The organism is Sporosarcina sp. BI001-red (genome assembly GCF_003384035.1).
GTDB lineage: Bacteria > Bacillota > Bacilli > Bacillales_A > Planococcaceae > Sporosarcina.
This window is the reverse complement of sequence record NZ_QQAK01000017.1, coordinates 53119-78720: the sequence shown is the minus strand read 5'-3', so window position 1 is coordinate 78720 and position 25602 is coordinate 53119. Positions and strand designations below refer to the sequence as shown.

Below are 25602 nucleotides of genomic sequence, written 5' to 3'. Positions count from 1 at the left end.
CTATTTTTTTGCTTGCTGATGTATATACCTAGTTAACGTCAGATTACTCCAGGTGGCCCAATTGCCAAACTTTTCTTCCATACTTTCAATTCTTTTAACAGCTATACAATCATTTTCACTATCAATAAGAGCTAATCTATTTAGTACTTCACTTCTAACATACTTAAACCCTCGCACACCCAGATTTGTATCAGAGTTTACTATTGAAAAAAAGGAATTTTTTTCTTTTGAATATATCAACCCTAATGCTGACCCTGTTCCGTTACCCCCACCTTCTGACGGTAAATCATCTTTTAGCCCACCAAAGTCCCCAAACCCGTCAAATTCATAATCCTTATATTTTATTGCAACTCCATTATCGATTTTTTTAGTGAATTCCAGGTTTTCATAGTCTCCATTTTTATATTCTCTCGATCTAGGGGAATTAAGTAGAGTTTTATTTGCATCCGTTTCTAACTCTTGAAATTCTTCTAGTTCCATGAACTTAGAATCAACATGTTGATTTCTTATATCCAACATGATAAAATCTATTTCTGTTAAATGCTCCTCCAGGAATTCCAAATAGTCATCTAAATAAATGTCCGTAATTCTAATCGCTATGGAGGAGTTATCCCTTCTTAATTCGTTTACTAATTTTAGTAAGTCATGCTCACTTATTTTAAAACCCTTTTTAATAGAAATTACAGGATATAAATTACTGAACCTTCCTATTTGTAACATTCTTTTTTTGTAGTATTTATAATCTCGACTCAACGTGAATGATAATTCAATTCCTTTGAAGTCTTTATTATCGTATTCTTCTTCACTAAATCTAAAGAAATCAATAAATCCTTTTTTTCCATTTAGTCTTTCTTGAATCTTTTCCAAAGTAATTATATCATCTTCTGTTGGCGGTAATTTTATTTTGTTTCTCCTTCTTTTACCGGGTTTTTTCTCATAAATATATTCACCTGTATTTTCATCAATTTTATATTTGATATTATACTCATCTCTAATTATTTCAATTATGGGAATTATAGATTCACCCAAAAAATGATTCATATTACTAATAACTTTTAATTCCTCATTCCGATTTTTCATAATAGGCAAATACATAGTTATCCTCCCTCTATAAACATTGATGTATCAACGGTTTGAGCCGTTGTAAGGGTGCCAAAAAAATATTTTTGACACGATGATTAACAATAATAATTAGATATTTGAATCTTCAAACGTCCTTGGGCACGCTACGCGGTCATCGCTGGATAATACTGGTTGCGATGCTGATACAATATACGATGCACTATGGATCTCCGCATGGCTTATGATGACGTACCCTCCCATGTCTCTTGGCGTCTAAAGCGCCTACATTCCTTCGTTCGGTCTAGTCATAAGGCGGAGGCTGGCGAAGCTCCTCAAGGGACTCATTGGTCGTATGGATAATATAATGCCGGCTTCTCCGTGTCATCCAATTTTCTAGTCATTTACTACGAATGTAAAACCTTAGGCAGCTCTTTCGAGCGTGGGAATGTCCCTCATCATTTGCTCAGCGTCAAACACCATATGCTTCGTACAGATTGCGTGCAGTACCTTCAATAGTTTTCCACAGAGAACTACAATGGACTGTTTCTTACGTAATGGATTCACTTGCCTGGTTGTGTAATACTCGTGCAGGCTTTTAAATGCCTGGTTGTGCCGAATCATCGGCATCATGACACGGAAGAGCAGTGCACGCAGCTGGCTTCTTCCTCTTTTGGAAATTCGTTTCTGTCCCTTGTGCTGTCCGGAAGAATTCTCCCTTAATGTCAATCCCGCAAGTTTCAATAATTGGCGTGGATGATTGTAATGAGTAAAACTTCCGATTTCAGATAGTAAGTCAATGATGGTTGCGTCTCCAAGCCCTGGGACTGTTTGGAGATATTCGTACTCAACAGTAGCTTGAATAAACCCTGTCAGCTGTTCTTGAAGCGATGCCAGCTCCTTCTCAAGTTGGCGATAACGCTGGACAAGTGTGGCAATTTCAATACGGGCCATCTGTTGTCCTTCTGTTACGCCTATAGAGGTACGCGCACTTACAATGAGCTTTTTCGTCTTTGGCAGCTGGGGAGATTTCATCCCCTCTACCATCCGGTAGGTTGCCAGTAGTTCTGACGGTTCCTGATTCGCTATCTCAGATGGGAATGGGGTACATTCCAAAACGGCAAGCGCCATTTTCCCAAACGATGGAAACACTGCTTGGAACTCAGGAAAATACCGATCAGTCCAGCGGATCATCTTGTTTTTAATTGCGTTCAATTCTTCAGTGAGATTGCCTTTCAGTGTCGAACCGACACGCAATTCAGCCTCTGTCTCTCTTAATATCCGTGGATAGCTATATCGACCGTCTTTCACTAAACGGGCGATGACAAGGGCATCCTTTGCGTCGTTCTTTGTCTGAAGGTTGTCGTCAAGTTCCTTGGATTTCTTTACATGCATTGGATTACATATGACGAGCGGGATGCCACGATCGTCGAGAAAGTAGGCCAAGTTGAGCCAATAGTGGCCGGTAGGCTCAATACCAATGATGACTTCACTTTTACCAAATTGTTTCTTGGCGCTTAGAATGCATTCATAGAAGTATTCGAACACTTGGCTTGATTGATGGACAGGGAACGATTTCTTAAGGAGCAGGCCACGTTCATCGACCATGCAGGCGTAATGTGTGCGCTTGGCGATGTCCATTCCTATGACCAGCGTTTTATCGGTAACTTGATTAATTTTAACGTTTTGCGTAAAATTCATGATGAGTCCTCCTTGGTATGCAAATTAGGGGTCAATTCGTGCAGATTTGACACCCCGCATCATACCAAGAGGGCTTTTTATGTTCAAGTCCCCGAAAAAGCTTTTAACAGGAATGCTCCTTACTGAATTGATCAAATTTTTTAAACCTAGGACAGACATATTCTCATTAAAACCGCTATAGAGAGATGCGCTATCTTCCCTCACTTATTGAATTGAAGTTACCTTCTTACTCACATAGCCTGTCTGTCTGTCCGTCAGCTAGCCAAATCTTCAGCGCGGTAACTCAATCGTTATCAAGTTGTTCTACATTTAAAAACACGTAGGTTTATTAGCATAGCCTGTCGCTATTATAGAACCTTGTAGCAATGCGAATATTAACCGTAGGCTCAGTAATCCTCTCTTGCATCGCCTCTGGGGTAGCCACCGTCGGCTCTACCTCATCCTTTGCGAAAGTAGCTGTCCACTTCTCACTAATAAATACTTTAGAGGATTGCAATTTCTCGAATATGATATTAGAGAATGCAAGTATAACCGTCAATAATATCGATGCAACCCCTAATCGCCAAGCCGACTTTAAAAACGGTGCACGCTTTGTCTTTTGCCGTTGGAGATAATGTGTTTCTAAATAGGTTGCTAACGCAACGGGTTGTTTAATGGCTGCATCTATTTCTACTAACATGTTAATATCTTCCTTGGTTAATAATAATAAGTCCTGTTTGTATCCCTTCAGTCTGCACTACCTGAACGATAAATTTGTTCATGGACTACGTAAAAGTGCTCTGCTACAAAAAAATGCAAGTGTATTTTTAACATAGTCTACAGCACATTCGCCATCCAATAAGTAAGATGAGGCATGACGATGTTCAATATATCTCTCCTCATCTTCCAGCCAAGATAACCGTCCATTATTCTCTTTCATCTATTGTTTTATATAATGGAAGATAAATTGAACTGGTGGTGAAACAAATGATGGAAAATCCTTTGCTAAAGGATATAAAATAAGCGTATTTAAAAACTTTTGCCCATTTGTTAATAGTGAAAGGTACCTGTATGCGAAACAATCATGACTGTTTAAACAAACATGAACTCTTAAACAATTGGTACCCGAATCTAATTCCTCTCCATCTATCCACATCTTACCAGAAATCCTAATTTGCCACAATACTTGATAAATCGACATTAATCATTAATGCTTGTTACTATTTCGTGTGAATCAGAAAATCCAGATCAGTTATACTCCTAACAACCCTGGGTTTGCTATATTTTTTCTTGTTGTACACAGGAATCTTATCTCCCTTTACATAGGGTTTGTTATACTCGTTTTCGTTCACTATGGTCTTTAAAAAAGTACTGCTTATTGTATTCCTCTTCACAAATCATTAAAGATAATATGGGATTTACCTTGTCTGGCAAATGTGACGAGTCCGGCGATGTATAGTGTACTCTGGTTGCAGCAGTGGAAAAAGAAACTTCTTTCAGGTTATACTATTTTGGTTTCTAAAGAGTCTATTTCTCAATGCCTCATCACTCGCATATAAAAACAATCCCTTAATCCCGCGCTTCATTAAAATATTGACGGAATTTAATATTATTCTTTCTTTAACAGCCTCAACATTTTCAATTCCTTCTGTGCCTGAATATGCACCGATATCCTTATAGACATTGATTTTAATAACTAGTTCATCCAATTGTTCATCGTAAGTAATAGAAGGGCCTAAAATTACACCGACATAATTCAAATCAAATCCTTGTATTGTGTAAATAGAACCTGCTTCATTAACTGTTGAAGCATTCTCAGCTCAAGTAAATTTACTATCTGTTATATTCCATGGAATTTGGTACTCCCCCCTATCCTCTGTAATGTAATAAACTCCTCCATCTTTCTTATGTAAATAATCAAATGTTGAAACTACACGACTTAATCCATACTCCTTATTTCTTTCTTTTATCTCATCATGCATTTCTTTTAAAGCACCGAACACTTTAAATTCATATGCTTCGTCATGTGGTAAAGGAAGTATGCGTTTTTGTTTAAATTGATTAATCCATTCGATTACATCATCATTTGCTTCCATTCGGAATTGATTGGTTAGCTGATAGTTTTGTGAATGTGTACTTTTTCCCATTAAATTTTCTAGAGTTAGCTCTTGCCACAAACTTTTTAACTTTAAAACTTGATCACTGTCATATACAATTACCACAACTTTTGCCAGCTTCATTAACTCTTCTAATTGATTTTCTGCATAGAAATTTTTATATGTATCTTGTCTAGTCAATAATAAATGTGCTTCATCTACTAATAATATATCCGCTTTTTTATCAGGTTTATTTAACCGATTGATCAAAAGAGTTGGCTTGGCAAAGTTTTTAGCTTTTAAATGCTTTAATTGAGAAGCAATTCCTTTATAGGTTTTATACATTTCCTCATGATTCACAACTAAATATTTTTCCGTATTAAAGAAGGGCGATGAAGCTTCCGAATTATGTTCCTGTATCGTATTAAAAGTTGAGCTTAACACAACACTTTTTCCAACACAGGCTTCTACTTTAATGACGAACAAGCCCCCATATTCATTATGTTGTAATTGGACTTGTTCTTTACAATAGTTAATTACCTTTTCTTTCAAATCTAACTGATCCAACGAAAGCTCTTTAAATGCCGATAATTTAAATATGTCTTTATTCTCGATAACATGTTGTGAATTTGCTACAATACCTTTCTCATACAGTCCATTCCATAATTCATTAAAAACGCTTTGATCAAAAAATGGGTTTTCATAATAATTGTGAGTAAAATCATTTGATGTTTTACTCTTATTTTGAAGTTTATATTTTTCATCACCTCAAAAATAATTAATAAGCTTTGTTTCCAGATGAAAAGTAGCAGAACGATTGAATTTCTCATGCTTAATCAGATGCATATATTGCAAGTTCTTTCTATCTTTGTTTTTCACATGTGATTTCATCCGCTTTTTAAAATAGACTGTCTCACCTATGTAAGCTTCTTTGGAACCATTTAATATGTAAATTACAGGATAGTTTAAAAACAACTCATTATTGCTAATTTTGTTTAAAATTTTATCCTGGAATGGCCATGTTACTATCTCTAATTTGTCCATGCTTCTGACCTGCACATTCTTTACAATACTTATATTATCTTAAACACTAAAGTTGGAATGACAGATTGTAAATATTGGACAGTACTGGAATATTTAAGATTTCACTCAAATTCTGTAGATTTTTAGTATTACCGTTTTAGTTATGAGCGCTTTCCGTGTTTTATGAGCGCTATTATACTTTTATGATCACTTTTTGAGAGTTATGAGCGTTTTTTCTTTCTTATGAGCGAATTTCACGGTCTATGATCATATTCGGCGATTTATGATCACATTTCTCGATTTATGAGCGTTCACCTAACCAACGCAGCAAAACCCGATCTCCCACATCACATTTCCCTCCCACAACAAAAACACCATCCACAAGGGATGGTGTTCTGACCATATTTCACTATGGAGACGGTGGGAGTCGAACCCACGTCCAGAGGCTCTAATACGCAAACGTCTACGCGTGTAGTTTTCCTATTTGAGTTCGCGCTACATTATGCCGGAAGACAGGGCCTCCTGAGCTCTATTTCGGAAATCTCTTCTGGGGAGCCTCGAAAAGCAGCATCCAGCGTATCCCACTTTAGGTTAGCCCTACAACGCCACATGGGCGATGGTATTGCAAGGCAGATTCAACAGCTTACGCTGCGAATGCTAGGTTGTTGTTAGTTTTGCCTGTTATTATTAAGGTCCGTTTCTGACGGAGACGAGCCTCCGACGCGCAGCTCACGCTTAGACCACCCCTGTCGAATCCGTAACGTCCCCGTTAAAGGGATGTCCGGGAATCGTCTGGAGTCATCAGCAGCCTCCTGCTGATGCTAAGACTATCGGAACTGTATTACTAAGATTAGTATACCTCATCGAACGCCAACTATCAATATTGTTGTTTGTCTTTGAAAGCCCGTTGCATCTCACGTTTTGCTTCTTTTTCTTTCAAGTCGTGTCGTTTGTCATACAACTTCTTACCTTTACCGACACCAACAAGTACTTTTGCGAAACCGTCTTTGATGTACATTTTCAAAGGAACAATTGCAGTCCCTTTTTCCTTCGTCTGCCCGATCAATGTACTAATCTGTTTCTTGTGCATCAGTAGTTTACGAGAGCGAACAGGATCATGGTTAAACTGATTCCCTTGCTCATAGGGACTGATGTGCATGTTGGAGATCCAGGCTTCATTGTTACGGATGAGAACGAACGCATCTCTCAACTGTACTTTCCCGTTTCGGATCGATTTGATTTCTGTGCCTTGCAGAACAATACCTGCTTCAATTGTTTCTTCAATTGCGAAGTCGTAATTGGCTTTCTTATTGACTGCAAGGACTTTCCCTTTGCCTTTTGCCATCGTCATTCACCCTCCCGTGAAACCGAATGGCCAGTTGGCAATCCGGTTCACTTTCTTTTTCTAGGTTTTTGTTTCTTCTTCTTCGCAACACCATCGTAAAATCTCTTCTTTTCGCTTCCACCAGACTTTTTGGCAGCTGGCTTTCCAGAATGAGTCGGTTTACCGGAATCACTTTTCTTAGATCCTTTATCCTTTGCATCGCCAGAAGGTCTATTTTTCGCATGGATCACTTTAGGTGTTGTTTTACGTGTTCTATGGAATGTTTTCTTCATATCTGCAATTTCAAAGTCGATTGAAGATTCTTCAGGTTTCACAGCGGTCACACGTACAGTGACTTCATCCCCAATACGGAACTGCTTGCCAGTGTGCTCGCCGATCATCATCAATTGACGGTCGTCAAAACGATAATAGTCGTCTGTCATATAACTAACGTGAACGAGTCCTTCGATTTTGTTTTCAAGCTCCACGAACAAACCGAAATTCGTTACAGATGAAATGACACCATCGAACTCTTCCCCGATTTTATCCAACATGAATTGTGCTTTCTTCAATGCATCCGTATCGCGCTCTGCATCTACTGCACGGCGTTCCATATCAGAAGTATGCTGCGCAATCTCAGGTAGCTCTGCATCCCAATGAGCTATTGTTTTCCCTGAAACGTCTTTTTCAAACAAGTACGTACGAATGAGACGATGTACGATCAAGTCTGGGTAGCGACGGATTGGAGATGTGAAGTGCGTATAAAAGTCTGCGGATAACCCGAAGTGACCGAGACTTTCTTGATAATACTTCGCCTGTTGCATCGAACGTAAGAGCATCGTTGAAATAACAGTTTCCTCAGGAAGACCTGAAATGGACTCTGTAATTTCTTGCAATGCACGTGGATGTACTTTGTTGCCCGCACCTTTTACGACAATACCGAAATTCGTCAAGAACTCAAACAATCGTTGAAGTTTCTCTGGTTTCGGATCTTCGTGAATTCGATACATGAACGGCACTTGCATCCAGTGGAAGTGTTCAGCGACCGTTTCGTTTGCAGCAAGCATGAATTCTTCAATCATACGTTCAGCAACGGTACGTTCAATGATCTTAATCTCTGTTGGCCAGCCTTCTTCATCCACTAATACTTTCGATTCTTTGAAATCGAAATCGATTGCACCGCGATCGCCACGCTTTTGACGTAGGGTTTTTGCAAGCTCTGCCATATCGGTCAACATTGGAACGATTTCCGAGTACTTCGTACGTAGTTCTTCGTCCAACTGGTCAACAATTTGGTAGACATCCTGATACGTCATCCGATAATCGGAATTAATAATACTCGGATAAATTTCGTGGTGTGTCACTTTACCTGTATCATCGATCGTCATTTCACACGTGAGTGTTAACCGATCCACATCAGGATGTAACGAACAGATTCCGTTCGATAACTTATGTGGAAGCATTGGTATCACGCGGTCTGTTAAATAGACACTAGTTCCGCGATCATACGCTTCAGCGTCTAGCGGTGAATTTTCAGTGACATAATAGCTGACGTCTGAAATGTGGACGGATAAGGTATGCGTTCCATCTCCATTGTTGACTAGAGATATCGCGTCATCAAGGTCTTTCGCGTCTGCACCATCAATCGTGATCGTTAGCATATTTCGCAAGTCTCTTCGGTTTAACAGATCTGATTCCTGAATTTCTGCAGGGATTTTGTCTGTCTGCTGAAGGACTTCTGGAGGGAACTCGATTGCAATTCCGTGCTTGTGGATGATCGATAGGATATCGACGCCCGGATCATTTTTGTGACCGAGTATTTGAACAACCATTCCTGTTGCAGATTTCATATCACTTGGGAATTCAGTAATTTCAGCAACCACTTTATGCCCATCGATAGCGCCTAAGTTATTCCCTTTAGCAATGAATAAGTCCATAGGCAGCTTTTTATCATCCGGAATGACAAATCCGAACCCTTTGTTATCCTGATACGTACCGACAACTTTTGTTGTTTTACGTTCAGCGATTCGACTGATTGAGCCTTCTCTTCGATCTCCGAATGAGCTACTAGAAACGCGTACTAACACGATGTCTCCATTCATGGCACCATTAACTTCGTTCGGCGGTATGAAAATATCATCCATGCCTTCCGTTTCAGGTGTGACAAATCCAAAACCTTTCGCATGTCCGATAAACTTTCCACGTACAAGATTCATACGCTCTGGAGTACCATAACGGTTTGTACGGGAACGAATGATGAGTCCTTTTTGTTCTAAATGGACAAGCATTTTTACAAGTTCTTTAAATTCAGCGGCTTGTTCCATTCCAAGTAACTCCTGGATTTCCTGTACAGTCAATGGCTTGTATGAATCGTCTTTCATTGTTGAAAGGATTTTTTGTTGCAATTCTTTTTCAAAATTATCCAATTCTCATCCCTCCTTATATTGTTAGTATTACCTGAAATCGCTAGGATTACTCTTCCCAATCTAGCGACTCCAGAAACTCAAAAATCTCATCATGTAACTCGTTTTTTTCTGGTCCTAGTGTAATCACATGCTTCGATTTCTCATAGTGTGAAATCTTTTTGTCTGTAGATTCTGCATTATCATAGATGATTTGTCCAGAATTCGGATCAATCACTTCATCATGAGTGGACTGAACGACTAACAGCGGTGCGTAGATGGTATCCACTTCCGCTCTCACGTTCTCGATCAGTTTCTGGAGATCGACAAGCGTTGGCATCGACTTTTGACGCAAAGCTGTTACCTCTGCTTCGATTGTGTCTTCATCTTTTCCTTCAAGCTTTTTATATTCACGGGCGTAGTGGAGAACCCCTTCATACATATGATCCAAAGAACGCATCGACATCGGCGCATTCATTGTTACAATACCCATCACTGGACGTTCTGCTCCTAATTTCAAGGAAAATACGCCACCTAATGATAAACCTGCTACCGCAATTTGGTCATATCCCGCTTCCTTTAGTTGGTCATATGCTTGAATGACATCAGGCCACCAGTCTTCAGGACCTGTTTGAATGAGTTCTTCTGCAGGGCCACCATGTCCTTTATAATGAGGCGCAAGGGACGTAATCCCTTTTTTCTCCAAGAACCTGCCGATCATTCGTACGTCTGCAGATGTCCCTGTAAATCCATGCAGTAAAAGTACTGCTCGCTTTCCATGTTCAAAAAAGAAAGGCTTTGCATGAGAAACTTTCATGCGACCTAACCTCCAATCATTACTCAACCAGTTTTGAATAAAAAAGCCTGGCCGTACAGATGGCCAGGCGGAAATTGCTTCTTTTTATATTTTCACGATCGCAATCGCCAGTACAAAGAACAGCACGGCAAGTACAATTGTAACGCGCTGCAAGACTAAGTCTAGACCGCGTGCCTTTTGTTTACCAAATAACTGTTCGGCACCACCGGAGATGGCTCCTGATAGGCCCGCACTTTTCCCCGATTGTAGCAAGACAACGACAATTAGTGAAAGTGAGACAATCACGAGCAATGTCATTAATAACGCGTGCATAATGTTCCACCTCCTGAAACAAAACTCAACTACCATACCAGTTTACCAAACTATAGCAATAGAGACAACCGCTGATTACAGCAGTTGTCTCTAAGTTCTGCTTATTGTTACTTCAAGTTATAAAATGTTTGTTTGCCAAGGTACTGTGCTGTTTCATCGAGTTGGTCATCGATACGCAACAATTGGTTATACTTCGCAACACGATCGGTACGTGAAGGAGCACCTGTTTTGATTTGACCAGCATTTGTTGCGACTGCAAGATCAGCGATTGTTGTATCTTCTGTTTCACCTGAACGGTGAGAGATAACCGCTGTGTAGCCAGCGCGTTTCGCCATTTCAATTGCATCGAATGTCTCAGTAAGTGTTCCGATTTGGTTCACTTTGACAAGAATTGAGTTGCCGACGCCTTCTTTAATACCACGTGAGAGTTTTTCTGTGTTTGTTACAAACAAGTCGTCTCCAACAATTTGAATACGTTTGCCTAAGCGATCTGTAAGTAGCTTTGTACCAGCCCAGTCGTTTTCATCCAAACCGTCTTCGATAGAGATAATTGGGTATTTATCGACAAGCTGTTCGTACCAATCCACCATCTCTTCAGATGATTTGACAATCCCTTCGCCTGAAAGGTGATACTTTCCATCTTCCTTATTGAAGAATTCAGATGCTGCAGCGTCCATAGCAAGCATAATGTCTTCGCCTGGCTTGTAGCCTGCTTTTTCAATTGCTTCAACAATTGTCGATAATGCATCCTCATTAGAAGAAAGGTTCGGTGCGAATCCGCCCTCATCACCAACTGATGTGTTCAAGCCTTTTTCTTTTAAAACTGATTTTAGGGTATGGAAGATTTCAGCTCCCATACGAAGCGCGTGACGGAATGATTCAGCGCCTACAGGCATGATCATGAATTCCTGAATGTCGACGTTGTTATCCGCGTGCTCTCCACCATTGACGATGTTCATCATCGGAACAGGAAGTTGCTTCGCATTAACGCCGCCAAGATATTGATACAAAGGAATATCTAAATAGTCAGCTGCAGCATGAGCTACGGCCATAGATACACCAAGAATTGCGTTTGCTCCAAGTTTGCCTTTGTTTTCCGTTCCATCCAGTTCGATCAGAGCGTGGTCAATGACGACTTGGTCGAGAACTGAATAGTTTTCTTCCAATGCATCTGCAATGACTTCGTTGACATGTGCAACCGCTTTTAGCACGCCTTTTCCAAGGTATCGATCTTTGTCGCCATCGCGAAGTTCAACAGCTTCGTATTCACCTGTTGATGCGCCAGATGGTACAATTGCTCGTCCAAATGCTCCACTTTCTGTGAACACTTCGACTTCAACTGTGGGGTTCCCTCGTGAGTCGAGTACTTCTCTAGCTTGAACAAGTGTAATGATTGGCATGCAAATCTCTCCCTTTAGTTAAAATAATGGCGTTCCTGTCATCTCTTCTGGCTGTTTGATACTTAGTAATTTTAACATGGTTGGCGCAAGATCAGCGAGAATACCGCCTTCTCTTAGTGTAACGCCATCTTTTGTTACAATCACTGGCACGGGATTTGTCGTATGGGCAGTCATTGGTGAACCTTCGATTGTCATCACTTCGTCTGCATTTCCGTGGTCCGCAGTTATAATCGCAGCTCCACCTTTAGCAAGTAACACGTCCAAAATACGTCCAACACATTCATCCGTTGTCTCAACCGCTTTCACAGTTGGTTCTAGCATCCCACTATGACCGACCATATCAGGATTAGCAAGATTAAGAATGAACGCATCGATTTGGTCCTCTTGTATTTCTTTGATCAGAGCATCGGTTACTTCATATGCACTCATTTCAGGTTTCAAATCGTACGTGGCAACTTTAGGTGAAGGGATTAGAATTCTCTTCTCGCCTTCAAATTCTTCCTCTCGTCCACCACTCATGAAGAACGTTACGTGAGGATACTTTTCAGTTTCCGCGATACGCAACTGACGAATATTGTTCTGAGAAAGAACTTCACCAATTGTGTTTTTCAAATCTTGTCTGGCGAATACAACTTGGGAAGCAACTTCAGCACTGTAATCCGTAAATGTAACGAATTTCAAATTCGTAAATTGTTTTGCTGCAAATCCATCAAATCCATTTTGAGTGAACGCGCGGGATAACTGAATCGCGCGGTCAGGTCGGAAATTGAAAAATATAGCGGCGTCTCCTTCAGCAATTTGGATTGGAGCCTGCCCCTCTTTTTGAACGATGAATGGTACAACAAACTCGTCTGTCACACCTGCATCGTAGGAAGCCTGAACCCCTTGTTCTGCTGATGCATAAACAGGTCCTTCGCCATTCACCATGACATCATACGTCAACTTGATACGTTCCCAGCGATTATCCCGATCCATCGCATAATAGCGACCGGATATTGACGCAAGCTGACCAACTCCAAGTGACTTCATCATGTTTTCTGTTTCTTTAATGTACGTTATTGAAGTTTTAGGACCAACGTCTCTTCCATCTAAAAACGCATGAACATACACATTTTCAACGCCATGCATTTCAGCAAGGCGAAGCAATGCAAACAAATGCTCATAATGACTGTGAACACCACCATCTGATAGAAGCCCCATAAGATGAAGTGCACCGCCATTCGCTTTTGCTTGCTGGACAGCAGCAAGTAACGCTTCGTTTTGGAAGAAGTCGTTTTCTCGAATCGATTTGTTGACCCGTGTCAGGCTCTGGTAGACGATCCTTCCAGCTCCAATATTCAAGTGACCAACTTCAGAGTTACCCATTTGACCTTCAGGCAACCCCACCGCTTCCCCACACGCCGTTAACGTAGAGTGGGGATATGCGTTCCATAATCGCTCATAGTTTGGTTTTTTCGCATGCGCAACAGCATTTCCGGAAGTTTCTGAGCGCAGTCCAAAACCGTCCATAATAATGAGGCCAACAGGTCCTTTAGACATTTACTCCAGCCTCCGCGAGTGCGGTGAACGATTCCGGATCGAGACTTGCTCCACCGACTAATGCTCCATCGATATCACTCATCGATAAGAGTTCTTTAATGTTGCCAGGCTTTACACTACCGCCGTATTGAATACGGATAGCTTGTGCCACTGAGTCAGAATAGAGGTCTGTAAGGACTGCACGAATTTGTGCACAGACTTCATTCGCATCTTCAGCAGTTGCAGTACGTCCAGTACCAATCGCCCAAATCGGCTCATAGGCAACGATTGCTGTAGCCGCATCTTTCTCGCTAATTTCCGAAAAAGCCTTCTTCACTTGATCCGAAACGATATCTGCTGTCGCGTTGCCTTCACGTTGTTCCAGTGACTCGCCTACGCATACAATCGGTGTGAGCTTATGCTCAAAAGCCGACTTCACTTTCCGGTTAACAGATTCGTCTGTCTCGTTATAGTATTGTCTACGCTCAGAGTGCCCAAGCACAACAAATTCGACACCTATACTTGAAAGCATGGTTGGACTGATTTCACCCGTGAATGCCCCTTCAACTTCTTCATGCATCGTTTGTGCACCAATACGAACAGGTAATCCTTTAGACTTTTCCACAAGTGTTGCAAGGTAAGGTGCTGGTGGACATATAACAATATCGGCCTTGTCAGTTTCCTTCAGCTTTCCAGCAAGTGCATCGATAAAAGCAACAGCTTCATCCAGCGTTTTGTACATCTTCCAGTTTCCTGCGATAATTGGTTTTCTCATGAGTAGTTTCCTCCTTATGAACGATCTTTTAATGCAGCAACGCCAGGCAGTTCTTTACCTTCCATGAACTCCAATGACGCACCGCCACCTGTTGAGATGTGGTCCATTTTCTCAGCTACTTCAAACTTTTCAACCGCAGCAGCAGAATCGCCACCGCCTATAATTGTAAATGCATCTGTTTCAGCCATTGCTTGAGCAACCCGCTTTGTACCTTCAGCAAACGTGGCCATTTCAAATACACCCATCGGTCCATTCCAAATAACAAGTTTTGAATCTCGGATGACACTGTCGTAAAGTTCAGCAGTTTTAGGACCAATATCGAGTCCCATCCACCCTTTTTCAATGCCGCTAACCGCAACAACTTTTGTTTCTGCTGTTTCTGAGAACGAATCCGCCACTCTTGTATCGATTGGCAAGTATAAGTTGACGCCTTTTTCTTTCGCTTTTTCAATGAATGATTTGGCTAGTTCAACCTTATCTTCCTCGAGGAGAGAATCTCCTATTTCGTGCCCTTGTGCACGTATAAATGTATACGATAATCCTCCGCCAATTAACAGGTTATCCACTTTATCCAATAAGTGATCAATGACACCAATCTTATCTTTCACTTTTGCTCCACCAATAATTGCAGTGAATGGACGTTCTGGATTGGATAATGCTTTTCCAAGGACATCAAGTTCTTTTTCAAGTAAGAATCCTTGGACACTTGGGAGATACTCTGCAATTCCTGCGGTTGTTGCATGTGCTCGGTGTGCTGCTCCAAATGCATCATTAACGAAAACGTCTGCGAGTGAAGCAAATTGTTTAGCTAGTTCAGCGTCGTTCTTTTCCTCACCTGCATGGAATCGAACATTTTCAAGCAACAGAATTTCTCCGTCCGCTAACTCAGAAACTTGTTTCTCAACTGCGGGTCCAGTAGACTCGTCCAATTTCAAAACAGGTTTACCTAGCAATTCAGCTAATCGCTTTCCCGCTTCCGTTAGTCGTGAATCTTCTTTCACTTCACCCTTCGGACGGCCAAGGTGACTCGCAAGAATCACTTTTGCACCTTGTTCAGAAAGATACTCGATTGTCGGGATTGCAGCTCGAATTCTAGTATCATCTGAAACTTTCCCGTCTTCCATAGGTACGTTAAAATCCACTCTGCAGAAAACTCGTTTCCCTTTTAGATCCAAGTCTTTCATCGTCATTTTGGCATTCATGCGAACAAACACTCCTTCACAACAAAAGTTTATGATAAAAAAAGGAGGAACCGGGCAATGCCGTTCCTCCTGCCCTCTATTAAGTATAATCGGTCACAATCTGATAAGCCAGATTTTGTGTGCCCGATATATGTTTAGGATTGAATCTTATAGCCCTTTTTTGTTCATGAACAACGCAAGGTCGACACATCGTGCAGCATATCCTTGTTCGTTGTCATACCAGCTAATTACTTTTACCATGTTATCTCCGAGAACCATTGTTGACAGACCATCCACTGTAGAAGAAGCATGGTTGCCATTATAGTCTTTCGAAACGAGTGGAAGGTCGTTGTAGAACAAGTAACCTTTTAGTTCGTTTTCAGCCGCATCTTTTAACGCACTGTTTACATCTTCAACTGTAACGTCTTTTTTCAACTCAGCTACAAAGTCAACGAGTGAAACGTTTGGTGTTGGAACACGTACAGCCATTCCATCCAATTTCCCTTTCAATTCAGGAATTACCTTTGTTACAGCAGATGCTGCTCCTGTAGTTGTTGGAATCATAGATTCTGCTGCCGCACGAGCACGACGATAGTCTTCGTGTGGAAGGTCAAGAATTTGCTGATCGTTTGTGTATGAGTGAATTGTTGTCATCATCCCACGCTCAACACCGAATTTTTCGTTCAATACTTTAACGACTGGTGCTAAACAGTTTGTAGTACATGAAGCATTGGATACATAGTGGTCCGTTGCTGCATCATATTCTTGTTCGTTCACACCCATAACAAGTGTTTTTACATCGCCTTTAGCAGGTGAAGAAAGAATTACTTTCTTAGCCCCAGCATCGATGTGTTTTTGTAGGCCTGCAGCGTCGCGGAATACTCCAGTACTTTCAACAATGATGTCGACTCCAAGGTCTTTCCATGGAAGGTTAGCTGGATCTTTTTCAGCATAGACACGAATTTTTTTACCGTTAATAATTATATGGTTTTCATCCGAAGTGATGTCTGCATCCAGAATTCCGTGAACTGAATCATACTTCAACAAGTGAGCAAGCATTGGTGCATCCGTTAAGTCGTTTACTGCTACAACTTCAAGTTCCTCGTGCTCTAGTGTGTCTCTCATTACAATACGTCCAATACGTCCAAATCCATTAATCGCCATTTTTACAGTCATGTAAAATCCCTCCAAGTTTTGTTGTTATATTTAGATGGCATACTTCGGAACCTTTCCAAAGCAAGCCATTTGTAAACAAGTTGTGTTAGTCGTTCGCTAGCAAATTCACAATTTCCCTTGCAGCGCCTTCATCCGTAATAAGAACAGTTTGCTTTGTAGCTCCGCGTAAATACGAAAGAATCGCTTCCGCTTTTGCCGAGCCTCCCGCCACTGCTAATACCAATGGAATACGTTTCAAGTGATCGGTTTGAATTCCAACCGTTCGTAGGTGATGAACAATTTCCCCAGCGTCATTAAAGTAATACCCGAAAGCTTCACCTTTTGCACATCTGGAATCCAGTAACTGTTGTTCTTCTTCATTGGAATCTCGCATTGCCGCCATTTTTTTTGCATCGCCAATTCCATGCATCAAGCAATCCGTAGTCTCATACAGTTGAAGCATTTTTTGTGCGGTTGGTTCTCTGAGGAATATGGCATGTGCTTCTTCACTCAGGGACTCAGGATAATACAAGGACTTATACGACGCATTACACGTATGTGCAAATGTAGCCGCAATGACATTGGCTTGTTGCCCTATATTATTTCCAACCCCACCTCTAGCAGGGATGAAGACCGTATCCTCCGCACCTGGGTAACAACTCAAGTGTTTCGGAATTGCTGCCATTGTACTTCCGCCTGTAACGGCCACGATACGTCCATTTCCAATGCGACTTGCAAAAACAGATGCAGCTTCAGTTCCAAGTAATTCATTGGAACCCCCTGGTTCTGAACTGTCCCCTTTTACAATGTGTACATCTTGTATGGAAAAATAACTTTTAATACGCTTAGCAAGAACATTCTTGCCATATTGGAGCTCAATTAACGGTCCAAGTTGCTCCAATACACTTTCGCCCTCCGCAGTGACAGTCGCTCCCTCTTTTGCAACACGTATGAGTTGCTGATCTCTTAGAGCTTCCATTACCGAGCGCGTTTCGCGTTCAGATAATCCCGCAGTGTCTGCAAGAGGTCGTCTTCCGATTGGTCCGGATGATTTTATGAGTTTAAGCACAAGATAACGTTGTTGCAGAGTCGCCATCATTTCCGGTACCAACTTTTCCTGTGCTTCAACAATAGACAGTTTCAGAGAGACTCCCCCTTTCAACTTAGGACATCTTTTGACCACGTTGGATAAAATACGTCCCACAGAAATCAAAAAAATATATTAACTTATAATGCAACTATACATACTATTCCCGATAATTTCAAATTTAAACTCCAGATTTAAAAAGTAATGCAAGATCGACATAACTAATTACACCTGAACACAGAACCTCATCATCTTTTTCCACGACAGGAATCATAAACACGTATTGCTCATGTTTCACATCATCCTCTTCAATGTTAACAGCAGTCCACGTTAAAGGATAGTCTTCCTGGATGAGCTGCATCATCTGTTCAGCTTCGTCACACAACGGACAGCCTGGTTTCGTATAAAATAATACATGCATGAGAATCCCTCCCTATAACTTCAGTGTAAAATGAAAAAACGATCTACGCAACACGAAGTGTTGTGTAGATCGTTTTGGGATTACCAGCTTCGGCCTGCGCCTCCGCCACCAGTGGAACCACCACCACCGCCGCCAAAGCCTCCGAAACCGCCTCCGCCACCTGAACCTCCAGAACCACCTCCGAATGAGCCAGGGAAGAAGACCATGCCGCCACCACGACGTCGGCCGCCGGGTCCTCCTGAACCTCCAGAACCTCCGCCTCTTCCAGAGTTAAAGAAAATCTGAATAAGGATAAAACCGATTACGATGATTGGGACAATAGGGAACCCACCGTCATCGTCATCGTAGTTTCCCCCATCATAGGTAGCAACGGGTAATTCTGAACCTTCCAGGTCATATTCTTTAGCAATTTCGTTATAAAAAGCTTTGTATGCTTCCATAACGGCTAGGTCTGGTTGCTCTGCTTTTAAATAAGGTGTAGAAACTTGGTCTGTAATCCGTCCAATTTTCCCGTCAGGAAGAGCCCCTTCTAATCCATATCCAACAATTAAACGAAAGTCGCGGGAGCCTTTTGGACCACCAGTTTTGACGAATAATAAAGCTCCGTTTTCTTCTTTGGCATCGCCTAACTTAAGCTCACGAAACTTCTCTACCGCATAGTCCTGGAAGTCCTCACCATTCGTATCCGGTACAATCAACACAGCAAATTGAGCACCGGTTGCTTGTTCTAACCGTGTTCCATAATCGATCAGTTCCTTTATTTGACTATCAGACAAAATACCTGATTCATCTTGCACTATATCCACTTTTGCGTGAACTACAGGTTGAACAATCGATAACATAACTAGAAGCATGCCAAGCAGGGCAATTGCTCGAACAGCTATCTTCTTCATTACTCATCTGCTCCAAAGTCGACTTCAGGTGCTTTTTCAGCACCGGCATCCGATTTGAAGTATTCCTTTTCGTCAAATCCAAAAACCGACGCAACGAGTTTGCCCGGGAAACGCTTCACTTGTTTGTTATACGAAGCGACCTCGTCATTGTAATCTTTCCGTGCTACAGCAAGTCGGTTCTCAGTCCCTGCTAACTCATCAGAAAGTTGCTTAAAGTTTTCATTACTCTTCAGTTCAGGATAATTCTCTACAACGACCAACAATCGACTAAGCGCTCCTGAAAGCTCAGTGTCCGCCGCAGCTTGCTCCTGAGGTCCATTTGCGCCAGCTAGTTTCGAACGAGCCTCTGTTACTTGACCAATTACATCTTTCTCCTGTTTTGCGAACCCTTTTACGGTATGCACCAAGTTAGGAATAAGATCCACTCTTCTTTGCAGTTGCGTTTCGATTTGAGAATACGCTTGGTCTACGTTCTCGTCTGATGTAACGAATTTGTTGTAGCTAGGTACTAAAATTAGCGCCAATACTATAATTATCCCTACTATGACCCCTATGGGCCCCAATAACTTCTTCAAAAAATCCCCGCCTCCTCAATAATCTCTTCATTTTTACACTTTCAGAAGTTTACCCTGAAACCTAGATCCTCAAAACTTGTTCGTAACTCTATATACGAACTACGCTAGAAAAAGTTTCTTTCTAAACAAAAATACTCACCCGATTGTATGATTTCCATACAAACGGGTGAGTATCTTAAAGCACCTATATGCCCTCGGCGGGAGTCGAACCCACATTTCAAGCTTCGGAGGCTTGCGTGCTATCCATTGCACCACGAGGGCTAGACAGTAACTAAGTTTGCAGCGGACAAGTTATAGTATACTTGTTGGTGGATTCAAAAGCAACAAATACTTGTAAAGCGTTATATTTGACCTTAGTTGACCATACTATGTATGATAAAGTCATGGTTAGGCGGGAAACCGCATTAACATACGACAGATTCAACTATTAAAAGGGAGGAACTAAAAATGAACTTAATTCCTACAGTTATTGAAACAACGAATCGCGGAGAGCGAGCGTATGACATATACTCCCGCTTGCTAAAAGACCGCATCATCATGCTTGGAAGCGCAATTGACGACAACGTAGCAAACTCGATCGTTGCTCAATTACTATTCCTTGAATCAGAAGATCCAGACAAAGACATCTCGATTTATATTAACAGCCCAGGGGGCAGTATCACAGCTGGTATGGCAATCTATGATACGATGCAATATATTAAGCCGAACATCCAAACAATTTGTATCGGTATGGCCGCTTCAATGGGATCATTCTTACTTTCAGCTGGTACAAAAGGAAAACGCTATGCGCTTCCTAACGCTGAAGTCATGATTCACCAACCACTTGGCGGTGCTCAAGGTCAGGCAACTGAAATTGAAATTGCTGCGAAACACATTCTCTTCATCCGTGGGAAACTTAACCAGATTCTTTCTGAGCGTACAGGTCAACCGATCGAAGTGATTGAGAAAGATACAGACCGCGATAACTTCATGACCGCAGAACGCGCAAAAGAATATGGATTAATCGACCACATCATTACACGTAGCGATATGAAAGATTCTGAAGGTAAATAATAGCAAGTTCCACTAAGGCGTCCCGTTACTAACGGGGCGTCTTTTTTGTTAACTTAGCCCTTGTACAAATGCACTCAACGCTTCTGCAGCTTGTTCTTCATCGCCCCCAGAAGCAATCAATGTAACTGTACTTCCTTGTGCTATCGCTAAACTCATAACGCCCATAATACTCTTCGCATTTACTTGGCGCTCATCTCGTTTGACATATACATCGGAAGTGTAACGATTCGCTTCTTGCACAAATAACGCTGCCTGCCTTGCTTGCAAACCTGGCTTAATTTTCACTTCAGCGGTTTTCTCTATCATTTCTTTTAGCCCCTTCCTATTTTTTAATTCCGCCGACTCGAACTTTTTCGGCAATCTCATCGATTTTGCGTAAACGGTGATTGACACCTGATTTACTTACAGTTCCCCCTGATACCATCTCACCTAATTCTTTCAATGTGATATCCTGATACTCCACTCGTAAATGTGCAATTTCTTGCAACCTGTCAGGTAACTGTTCCAAACCAATGGTCGATTTGATCAGTTTAATATTTTCGACTTGGCGTTGAGCTGCAGTGATGGTCTTGTTCAGATTCGCAGTTTCACAGTTCACCAACCGATTTACGCTATTGCGCATATCACGGACAATCCGGATGTCTTCAAAACGCATGAGCGCCACATGTGCACCAATGATACTCAAGAAGTCCGCAATTTTTTCCGCTTCTTTCAAATAAGCAACGAATCCCTTTTTACGTTCAATCGATTTCGCATTAAGCTGATAATCGTTCATGATTTCCACTAACGCATCGGAGTGTTCTGCGTACATCGAGAAGACTTCCAGGTGATACGAAGAGGTCTCCGGGTTATTCACCGATCCTCCTGCAAGGAATGCCCCACGTAGATAAGCCCGCTTGCAACAATCATTCGGAATAATTGTCTCTGAGATCGTCTGATTGGACTGAAATGTATTCGTTAATATGTCCAAATCATCTAATAGCTGACGAGCCCCTTCCCGGATTCTACATATATAGACATTGTTTTTCTTGAGACGCATTTTACGGCGTACGAGCAATTCAACTTTATAGTTGTAAAGCTTTTTCAAGTTTGAATAGAGTCTTCTTGCTATAGCTGCATTTTCTGTTTGAACGTCCAAGCTAATGGTCTTATTGGAAAATGAGAGGACACCATTCATGCGGATGAACGCTGCAACTTCTGCTTTTGTACAGCAATCCTCCGCTTCGATTTGTGTCAATTCCTTTTTTGTTTCTGATGCGAAAGACATGAACTCTCCCCTTTCCCGGTGACGATCACGTCTGTTTTGTTTTAGATTCGTCTGTTATGTAAGTTACGAACCATTGTGCTACTTTTTCTGCATCATGCAACACCCGCTCATTTTCTGCGAGTGCAATGTCTTCTTGCCAAATTTGAGGCACTAACTTTTGCAATTCTTCAAGATCCCGTTCAACGGGCCATGAGGTGACGGTCTGCCCTGCTTCAGTTAGAAGTGGCATGATGTCTGTCTTATTCAGCAATACGGCATCTAAAAACGGTTTTCCGACATGATCATATAGCGCAGCAACATGCTCAGAAGCCGTATACCGATACGTTTCACCTTTTTGCGTTGTTAAATTTCCTACGTACACTTTACTCGCTTCACTTTTAAGAACGGCATCCCGAATATCTTGTACAAGCAAGGAAGGTAAAATACTCGTATACAAACTTCCCGGTCCAATGATGATTAAATCTGCCTGCTGGATCGCAACCAATGTCTCTGGTAAAGGCTTAGCATCTTGTGGGGATAAATAGACTTGACGTATTTTACGCGCATACATCGGAATTTTAGACTCTCCTGTTACGATTGTTCCATCATCTAGCTCTGCATGCAACTTAATTCGTTGATTTGCAGCTGGAAGTACTTTGCCCTTAATATTCAGGACTTGTCCTGTTTTCTTAACAGCACTGGCAAAATCACCTGTAATATCTGTCATGGCTGCAAGCATTAAGTTACCTAGTGAATGTCCGTGAAGATCGTCTTTTGTTGTAAAACGGTACTGGAAAAGCTGCTCGATGAGAGGTTCAACATCTGAAAGCGCTGCCATCACCTTTCGGACATCACCGGGAGGCGGGATATCATACTGATCCAACAACCTCCCTGAACTTCCACCATCATCTGCAACTGTTACGACTGCGGTTAAATCGACTGGGTACTTCTTCAACCCTCGGAGTAATGTCGACAAACCGGTACCGCCTCCAAACACCACAATCTTTTTGCGGTTTTTGGATGTTGTCATAGCGTCAGCCCTTTCTCTTTTCGATATGCTGGTGTGTTACATACGTTGTATAGTCATCTTTAAAAAGATTCCCAAAGTATTCGGCTAGGGTGACTGAACGGTGTTGTCCACCTGTACAACCAAATGCAATTACAACTTGCGATTTACCTTCGTTCTTATATTGCGGGATTAAAAACTGAAAAAGATCGGACAGTTTCGTTATCAAGGTTTGTGTATCGTCCCACTTCAGAACGTACTCGTAGACATCCTTGTCGAGGCCAGTCTGAGGACGCATCGATTCTATATAATAAGGATTCGGTAAAAAACGAACGTCAAAAACGACATCTGCATCAATCGGCATTCCATGTTTGAATCCGAACGATATAAAATTCAAAGTGAAGTTCTCACCTTCACCTACTGAGAACTCAGCAATAATTTTATCTCTAAGTTGTTTCGGTTTCATGCTTGATGTATTAAAGATTGAACGTGCACGACCCTTCACATCACTTAGAAGGCCTCGTTCTTTTTGAATTCCCGTTAACGGCTGTCGCCCATTTGCAAGTGGGTGAGATCTACGCGTTTCTTTATAGCGGCTTACTAGTGTTTCATCATCCGCTTCAAGAAATAGAATTCGTGTCGATACATTTTCCATTCGAGTCAAGTTATCTATCGCGTCAAGTAGAGCATCAAATAGTCCGCCACCACGAGTATCGATGACAGCAGCTATTCTCGATTTTTTATCCGCAGATTTCATCATCAAGTCGAGAAATGTAACAAGTAATTCCGGTGGTAAATTATCAATGCAATAGTAGCCCATATCCTCAAAACTTTGCATCGCTACGGACTTACCCGCACCCGACATACCTGTAATAATGACAAGTTCGAGTTCTTCAAAATGTGCGTCAATCTCCATCGGTTCAATCACCTTCCATAGACTTTTGAATTTTTTCGTCAAGTAGCTCAAATTCCTCTGTATACGTGAAAGTTCCATATTGAATACCTGGGCTTGAACTTGCAAATAGCAAGTTTGTCCGATCGCCTTCTGCCATAGGAAGAGTATTCAGTGCTTCTGTCGGATGCCATTCAAGTTCTCCTTCAATCGTTTGTGTTAGAGGAGTTCCTGTTAAGTCTTGAGCGACAAACGTATACAACATCCATTCATCCACGACTTCTTCACCATTACGTATGACCATGGTGAACACACCTTTAAGATAAGGATCTATAGGTTTTGCCCCGGTTTCTTCTGTAAATTCACGAACTGCGGTTTCCATGATCGATTCACCCGCATCCATCTTTCCACCAGGAGCCACATACCATCCTCTACGTGGCTTTTTCAATAATAAGGTTTTGCCATCTTTTACGACGAGCAGGTTTACAATTCTTTGCATAAGCGTTCCTCACTTCTCTTTTGTTCACATAGTAATAAGTATAATCGATTTCCTTGAAAAGCGACACAAAAAGAAGCTGCCAGCATGGTACACTCCGGCAGCCTAAAAGTTTATTAAAAATAGGGGGTCGTTCAACACTCTTAGTATAACCGAACACTATTTCAGTAGCGTTACAGAATTGTTAAAGGTTCGTTAAGAAAAGATTAGATACTCAAACTTGAGCTTCAAGGGAACCGGTCAATTCTTCTACATACTTTTGACAAGATTGTGCAGCAATACTTCCGTCACCTGTTGCGGTAACCACTTGACGAAGTAGTTTTTCACGTACATCCCCAGCTGCGAATACCCCAGGAATTTCCGTTTCCATCACTTCGTTCGTTTTAATGTAACCATTTGCATCTAAGATACCAAGATTTTTGAAAGGTGCAGTGATTGGATCGAGTCCGATGTAGATGAACATACCTTGAGTTTTAAACTCTTGTTCAGCACCATCTTCTGTAGATACCAATGTGACTGAATCGATTTTTCCATCTTTACCGTGCACTTCTTTAACGGTTGAATTCCAGATGAAGTCAATCTTGTCATTGGCAAATGCGCGTTGTTGAAGAATTTTCTGCGCACGCAACTCCCCACGTCTGTGGATGATTGTAACTTTGCTTGCGAAACGAGTAAGGTACGTCCCCTCTTCAACTGCAGAATCGCCGCCACCGATGACGATAATTTCTTTATTTTTAAAGAAAGCACCGTCACAAACCGCACAGTAACTAACTCCTCGGCCTGTTAACTCCGTTTCACCGGGAATGCCCATTTTACGGTATTCCGCACCTGTTGTAATAATGATCGAGCGCGCTTTATACTCTTTTGAACCCGCAATTAATGTTTTATATTCTTTTCCATCAATAATCTCTTTAACATCACCATAAGCATATTCCGCTCCGAATCGTTTTGCGTGATCGAACATCTTAGTAGATAACTCAGGTCCAAGAATCGACTCGAATCCTGGGTAGTTTTCAATTTCTTCAGTGCTTGCCATTTGGCCGCCTGGGACTCCTCGTTCTAACATGAGAGTCGACATATTAGAGCGTGCCGTATATACTGCGGCTGTCATACCAGCAGGTCCTGCTCCAATAATAATTACGTCATAAATTGTTTCAGCTGACATTCTAGTTCCTCCTCTTATTAACTACT

General features: G+C 41.6%; 24 protein-coding genes, 1 tRNA gene, 1 other RNA gene and 1 pseudogene. 1 reads left to right on the top strand and 26 read right to left on the bottom strand.

Features of this window, described 5'->3' with window-relative positions; all coding sequences use genetic code 11:
* From DVB69_RS16890 to DVB69_RS16790, 20 genes and pseudogenes are all read right to left on the bottom strand, one after another.
* The gene (locus DVB69_RS16890; protein WP_116020276.1) at window positions 1-1095 is read right to left on the bottom strand and encodes a hypothetical protein; all 1095 of its coding nucleotides are present in this window, start codon (window positions 1093-1095) and stop codon (window positions 1-3) included.
* 387 nt (window positions 1096-1482) lie between these two features.
* Window positions 1483-2760 (bottom strand): IS110 family RNA-guided transposase, encoded by a 1278-nt coding sequence (locus DVB69_RS16885; protein WP_116020275.1) that lies wholly within the window; start codon window positions 2758-2760, stop codon window positions 1483-1485.
* A 328-nt stretch (window positions 2761-3088) separates the two neighbouring features.
* A complete protein-coding gene (locus DVB69_RS16880; protein ID WP_116020274.1) occupies window positions 3089-3439 on the bottom strand; it encodes a hypothetical protein in 351 nt (116 codons plus the stop codon).
* A 796-nt stretch (window positions 3440-4235) separates the two neighbouring features.
* Window positions 4236-5321, bottom strand: a pseudogene (locus DVB69_RS17865) (DUF2075 domain-containing protein).
* A gap of 282 nt (window positions 5322-5603) precedes the next feature.
* Window positions 5604-5879, bottom strand: coding sequence for a GIY-YIG nuclease family protein (locus tag DVB69_RS16865; RefSeq protein ID WP_116020271.1), 276 nt, complete (start codon window positions 5877-5879; stop codon window positions 5604-5606).
* A 388-nt stretch (window positions 5880-6267) separates the two neighbouring features.
* Window positions 6268-6626: a transfer-messenger RNA gene (ssrA, locus tag DVB69_RS16860) on the bottom strand.
* Between the two features lie 109 nt (window positions 6627-6735).
* Window positions 6736-7203 (bottom strand): SsrA-binding protein SmpB, encoded by a 468-nt coding sequence (smpB, locus tag DVB69_RS16855; RefSeq protein ID WP_039042535.1) that lies wholly within the window; start codon window positions 7201-7203, stop codon window positions 6736-6738.
* A gap of 47 nt (window positions 7204-7250) precedes the next feature.
* A complete protein-coding gene (rnr, locus tag DVB69_RS16850) occupies window positions 7251-9608 on the bottom strand; it encodes a ribonuclease R (protein ID WP_116020270.1) in 2358 nt (785 codons plus the stop codon).
* Window positions 9609-9654: 46 nt separating this feature from the next.
* Window positions 9655-10401 carry an alpha/beta hydrolase gene (locus tag DVB69_RS16845; RefSeq protein WP_116020269.1) on the bottom strand — a complete coding sequence of 249 codons (747 nt, stop codon included), beginning with the start codon at window positions 10399-10401 and terminating at the stop codon, window positions 9655-9657.
* An 84-nt stretch (window positions 10402-10485) separates the two neighbouring features.
* Window positions 10486-10713: a preprotein translocase subunit SecG gene (gene secG / locus DVB69_RS16840; RefSeq protein WP_116020268.1), complete on the bottom strand. Its 228-nt coding sequence runs from the start codon at window positions 10711-10713 to the stop codon at window positions 10486-10488.
* Window positions 10714-10820: 107 nt separating this feature from the next.
* Complete coding sequence (eno, locus tag DVB69_RS16835; RefSeq protein ID WP_116020267.1) at window positions 10821-12113, bottom strand: phosphopyruvate hydratase; 1293 nt, start codon at window positions 12111-12113, stop codon at window positions 10821-10823.
* Window positions 12114-12131: 18 nt separating this feature from the next.
* Window positions 12132-13652 (bottom strand): 2,3-bisphosphoglycerate-independent phosphoglycerate mutase, encoded by a 1521-nt coding sequence (gene gpmI, locus DVB69_RS16830; RefSeq protein WP_116020266.1) that lies wholly within the window; start codon window positions 13650-13652, stop codon window positions 12132-12134.
* Window positions 13645-14406 carry a triose-phosphate isomerase gene (gene tpiA / locus DVB69_RS16825; protein WP_116020265.1) on the bottom strand — a complete coding sequence of 254 codons (762 nt, stop codon included), beginning with the start codon at window positions 14404-14406 and terminating at the stop codon, window positions 13645-13647. The genes gpmI and tpiA overlap by 8 nt, the downstream gene beginning before the upstream one ends.
* A gap of 14 nt (window positions 14407-14420) precedes the next feature.
* The gene (locus DVB69_RS16820; RefSeq protein ID WP_116020264.1) at window positions 14421-15608 is read right to left on the bottom strand and encodes a phosphoglycerate kinase; all 1188 of its coding nucleotides are present in this window, start codon (window positions 15606-15608) and stop codon (window positions 14421-14423) included.
* Window positions 15609-15755: 147 nt separating this feature from the next.
* Complete coding sequence (gap, locus tag DVB69_RS16815) at window positions 15756-16763, bottom strand: type I glyceraldehyde-3-phosphate dehydrogenase (RefSeq protein ID WP_116020263.1); 1008 nt, start codon at window positions 16761-16763, stop codon at window positions 15756-15758.
* A gap of 85 nt (window positions 16764-16848) precedes the next feature.
* The gene (locus DVB69_RS16810) at window positions 16849-17904 is read right to left on the bottom strand and encodes a sugar-binding transcriptional regulator (RefSeq protein ID WP_116020262.1); all 1056 of its coding nucleotides are present in this window, start codon (window positions 17902-17904) and stop codon (window positions 16849-16851) included.
* A gap of 106 nt (window positions 17905-18010) precedes the next feature.
* Window positions 18011-18250, bottom strand: a complete 240-nt coding sequence (locus tag DVB69_RS16805; protein WP_116020261.1) for a glutaredoxin family protein — start codon at window positions 18248-18250, stop codon at window positions 18011-18013.
* Between the two features lie 80 nt (window positions 18251-18330).
* Complete coding sequence (locus DVB69_RS16800; RefSeq protein WP_116020260.1) at window positions 18331-19143, bottom strand: TPM domain-containing protein; 813 nt, start codon at window positions 19141-19143, stop codon at window positions 18331-18333.
* Window positions 19143-19718, bottom strand: coding sequence for a LemA family protein (locus DVB69_RS16795; RefSeq protein WP_116020259.1), 576 nt, complete (start codon window positions 19716-19718; stop codon window positions 19143-19145). Before DVB69_RS16795 ends, DVB69_RS16800 begins: the two co-directional genes overlap by 1 nt.
* A 189-nt stretch (window positions 19719-19907) precedes the next feature.
* Window positions 19908-19979, bottom strand: a tRNA-Arg gene (locus tag DVB69_RS16790).
* Between the two features lie 186 nt (window positions 19980-20165).
* On the opposite strand from DVB69_RS16790, the gene clpP reads away from it, so the two are divergent.
* Complete coding sequence (clpP, locus tag DVB69_RS16785; RefSeq protein ID WP_116020258.1) at window positions 20166-20771, top strand: ATP-dependent Clp endopeptidase proteolytic subunit ClpP; 606 nt, start codon at window positions 20166-20168, stop codon at window positions 20769-20771.
* Between the two features lie 48 nt (window positions 20772-20819).
* On the opposite strand, the gene DVB69_RS16780 is transcribed toward clpP, so the two are convergent.
* The 6 genes from DVB69_RS16780 to trxB form a co-directional block, all read right to left on the bottom strand.
* Entirely contained in the window at window positions 20820-21077 is a 258-nt protein-coding gene (locus DVB69_RS16780) for an HPr family phosphocarrier protein (protein ID WP_116020257.1), read from the bottom strand.
* A gap of 16 nt (window positions 21078-21093) precedes the next feature.
* On the bottom strand, window positions 21094-22038 hold the full coding sequence (gene whiA / locus DVB69_RS16775; protein WP_116020256.1) for a DNA-binding protein WhiA: 945 nt from the start codon (window positions 22036-22038) through the stop codon (window positions 21094-21096).
* 25 nt (window positions 22039-22063) lie between these two features.
* Window positions 22064-23047, bottom strand: coding sequence for a gluconeogenesis factor YvcK family protein (locus tag DVB69_RS16770; protein WP_116020255.1), 984 nt, complete (start codon window positions 23045-23047; stop codon window positions 22064-22066).
* Between the two features lie 4 nt (window positions 23048-23051).
* Entirely contained in the window at window positions 23052-23939 is an 888-nt protein-coding gene (rapZ, locus tag DVB69_RS16765) for an RNase adapter RapZ (RefSeq protein ID WP_116020254.1), read from the bottom strand.
* Window positions 23940-23943: 4 nt separating this feature from the next.
* Complete coding sequence (locus DVB69_RS16760) at window positions 23944-24414, bottom strand: NUDIX domain-containing protein (RefSeq protein ID WP_116020253.1); 471 nt, start codon at window positions 24412-24414, stop codon at window positions 23944-23946.
* A 211-nt stretch (window positions 24415-24625) separates the two neighbouring features.
* Window positions 24626-25576 (bottom strand): thioredoxin-disulfide reductase, encoded by a 951-nt coding sequence (trxB, locus tag DVB69_RS16755; RefSeq protein ID WP_116020252.1) that lies wholly within the window; start codon window positions 25574-25576, stop codon window positions 24626-24628.
* Window positions 25577-25602 lie beyond the last annotated feature (26 nt).

What these genes read in the sequence shown, in the direction of transcription:
- DVB69_RS16890 (WP_116020276.1), bottom strand. Translation starts at nt 1,095, where the DNA reads ATGTATTTGCCTATTATGAAAAATCGGAATGAGGAATTAAAAGTTATT.
- DVB69_RS16885 (WP_116020275.1), bottom strand. Translation starts at nt 2,760, where the DNA reads ATGAATTTTACGCAAAACGTTAAAATTAATCAAGTTACCGATAAAACG.
- DVB69_RS16880 (WP_116020274.1), bottom strand. Translation starts at nt 3,439, where the DNA reads ATGTTAGTAGAAATAGATGCAGCCATTAAACAACCCGTTGCGTTAGCA.
- DVB69_RS16865 (WP_116020271.1), bottom strand. Translation starts at nt 5,879, where the DNA reads ATGGACAAATTAGAGATAGTAACATGGCCATTCCAGGATAAAATTTTA.
- smpB (WP_039042535.1), bottom strand. Translation starts at nt 7,203, where the DNA reads ATGGCAAAAGGCAAAGGGAAAGTCCTTGCAGTCAATAAGAAAGCCAAT.
- DVB69_RS16845 (WP_116020269.1), bottom strand. Translation starts at nt 10,401, where the DNA reads ATGAAAGTTTCTCATGCAAAGCCTTTCTTTTTTGAACATGGAAAGCGA.
- secG (WP_116020268.1), bottom strand. Translation starts at nt 10,713, where the DNA reads ATGCACGCGTTATTAATGACATTGCTCGTGATTGTCTCACTTTCACTA.
- eno (WP_116020267.1), bottom strand. Translation starts at nt 12,113, where the DNA reads ATGCCAATCATTACACTTGTTCAAGCTAGAGAAGTACTCGACTCACGA.
- gpmI (WP_116020266.1), bottom strand. Translation starts at nt 13,652, where the DNA reads ATGTCTAAAGGACCTGTTGGCCTCATTATTATGGACGGTTTTGGACTG.
- tpiA (WP_116020265.1), bottom strand. Translation starts at nt 14,406, where the DNA reads ATGAGAAAACCAATTATCGCAGGAAACTGGAAGATGTACAAAACGCTG.
- DVB69_RS16820 (WP_116020264.1), bottom strand. Translation starts at nt 15,608, where the DNA reads ATGAATGCCAAAATGACGATGAAAGACTTGGATCTAAAAGGGAAACGA.
- gap (WP_116020263.1), bottom strand. Translation starts at nt 16,763, where the DNA reads ATGACTGTAAAAATGGCGATTAATGGATTTGGACGTATTGGACGTATT.
- DVB69_RS16805 (WP_116020261.1), bottom strand. Translation starts at nt 18,250, where the DNA reads ATGCATGTATTATTTTATACGAAACCAGGCTGTCCGTTGTGTGACGAA.
- DVB69_RS16800 (WP_116020260.1), bottom strand. Translation starts at nt 19,143, where the DNA reads ATGAAGAAGATAGCTGTTCGAGCAATTGCCCTGCTTGGCATGCTTCTA.
- clpP (WP_116020258.1), top strand. Translation starts at nt 20,166, where the DNA reads ATGAACTTAATTCCTACAGTTATTGAAACAACGAATCGCGGAGAGCGA.
- DVB69_RS16780 (WP_116020257.1), bottom strand. Translation starts at nt 21,077, where the DNA reads ATGATAGAGAAAACCGCTGAAGTGAAAATTAAGCCAGGTTTGCAAGCA.
- whiA (WP_116020256.1), bottom strand. Translation starts at nt 22,038, where the DNA reads ATGTCTTTCGCATCAGAAACAAAAAAGGAATTGACACAAATCGAAGCG.
- DVB69_RS16770 (WP_116020255.1), bottom strand. Translation starts at nt 23,047, where the DNA reads ATGACAACATCCAAAAACCGCAAAAAGATTGTGGTGTTTGGAGGCGGT.
- rapZ (WP_116020254.1), bottom strand. Translation starts at nt 23,939, where the DNA reads ATGGAGATTGACGCACATTTTGAAGAACTCGAACTTGTCATTATTACA.
- DVB69_RS16760 (WP_116020253.1), bottom strand. Translation starts at nt 24,414, where the DNA reads ATGCAAAGAATTGTAAACCTGCTCGTCGTAAAAGATGGCAAAACCTTA.
- trxB (WP_116020252.1), bottom strand. Translation starts at nt 25,576, where the DNA reads ATGTCAGCTGAAACAATTTATGACGTAATTATTATTGGAGCAGGACCT.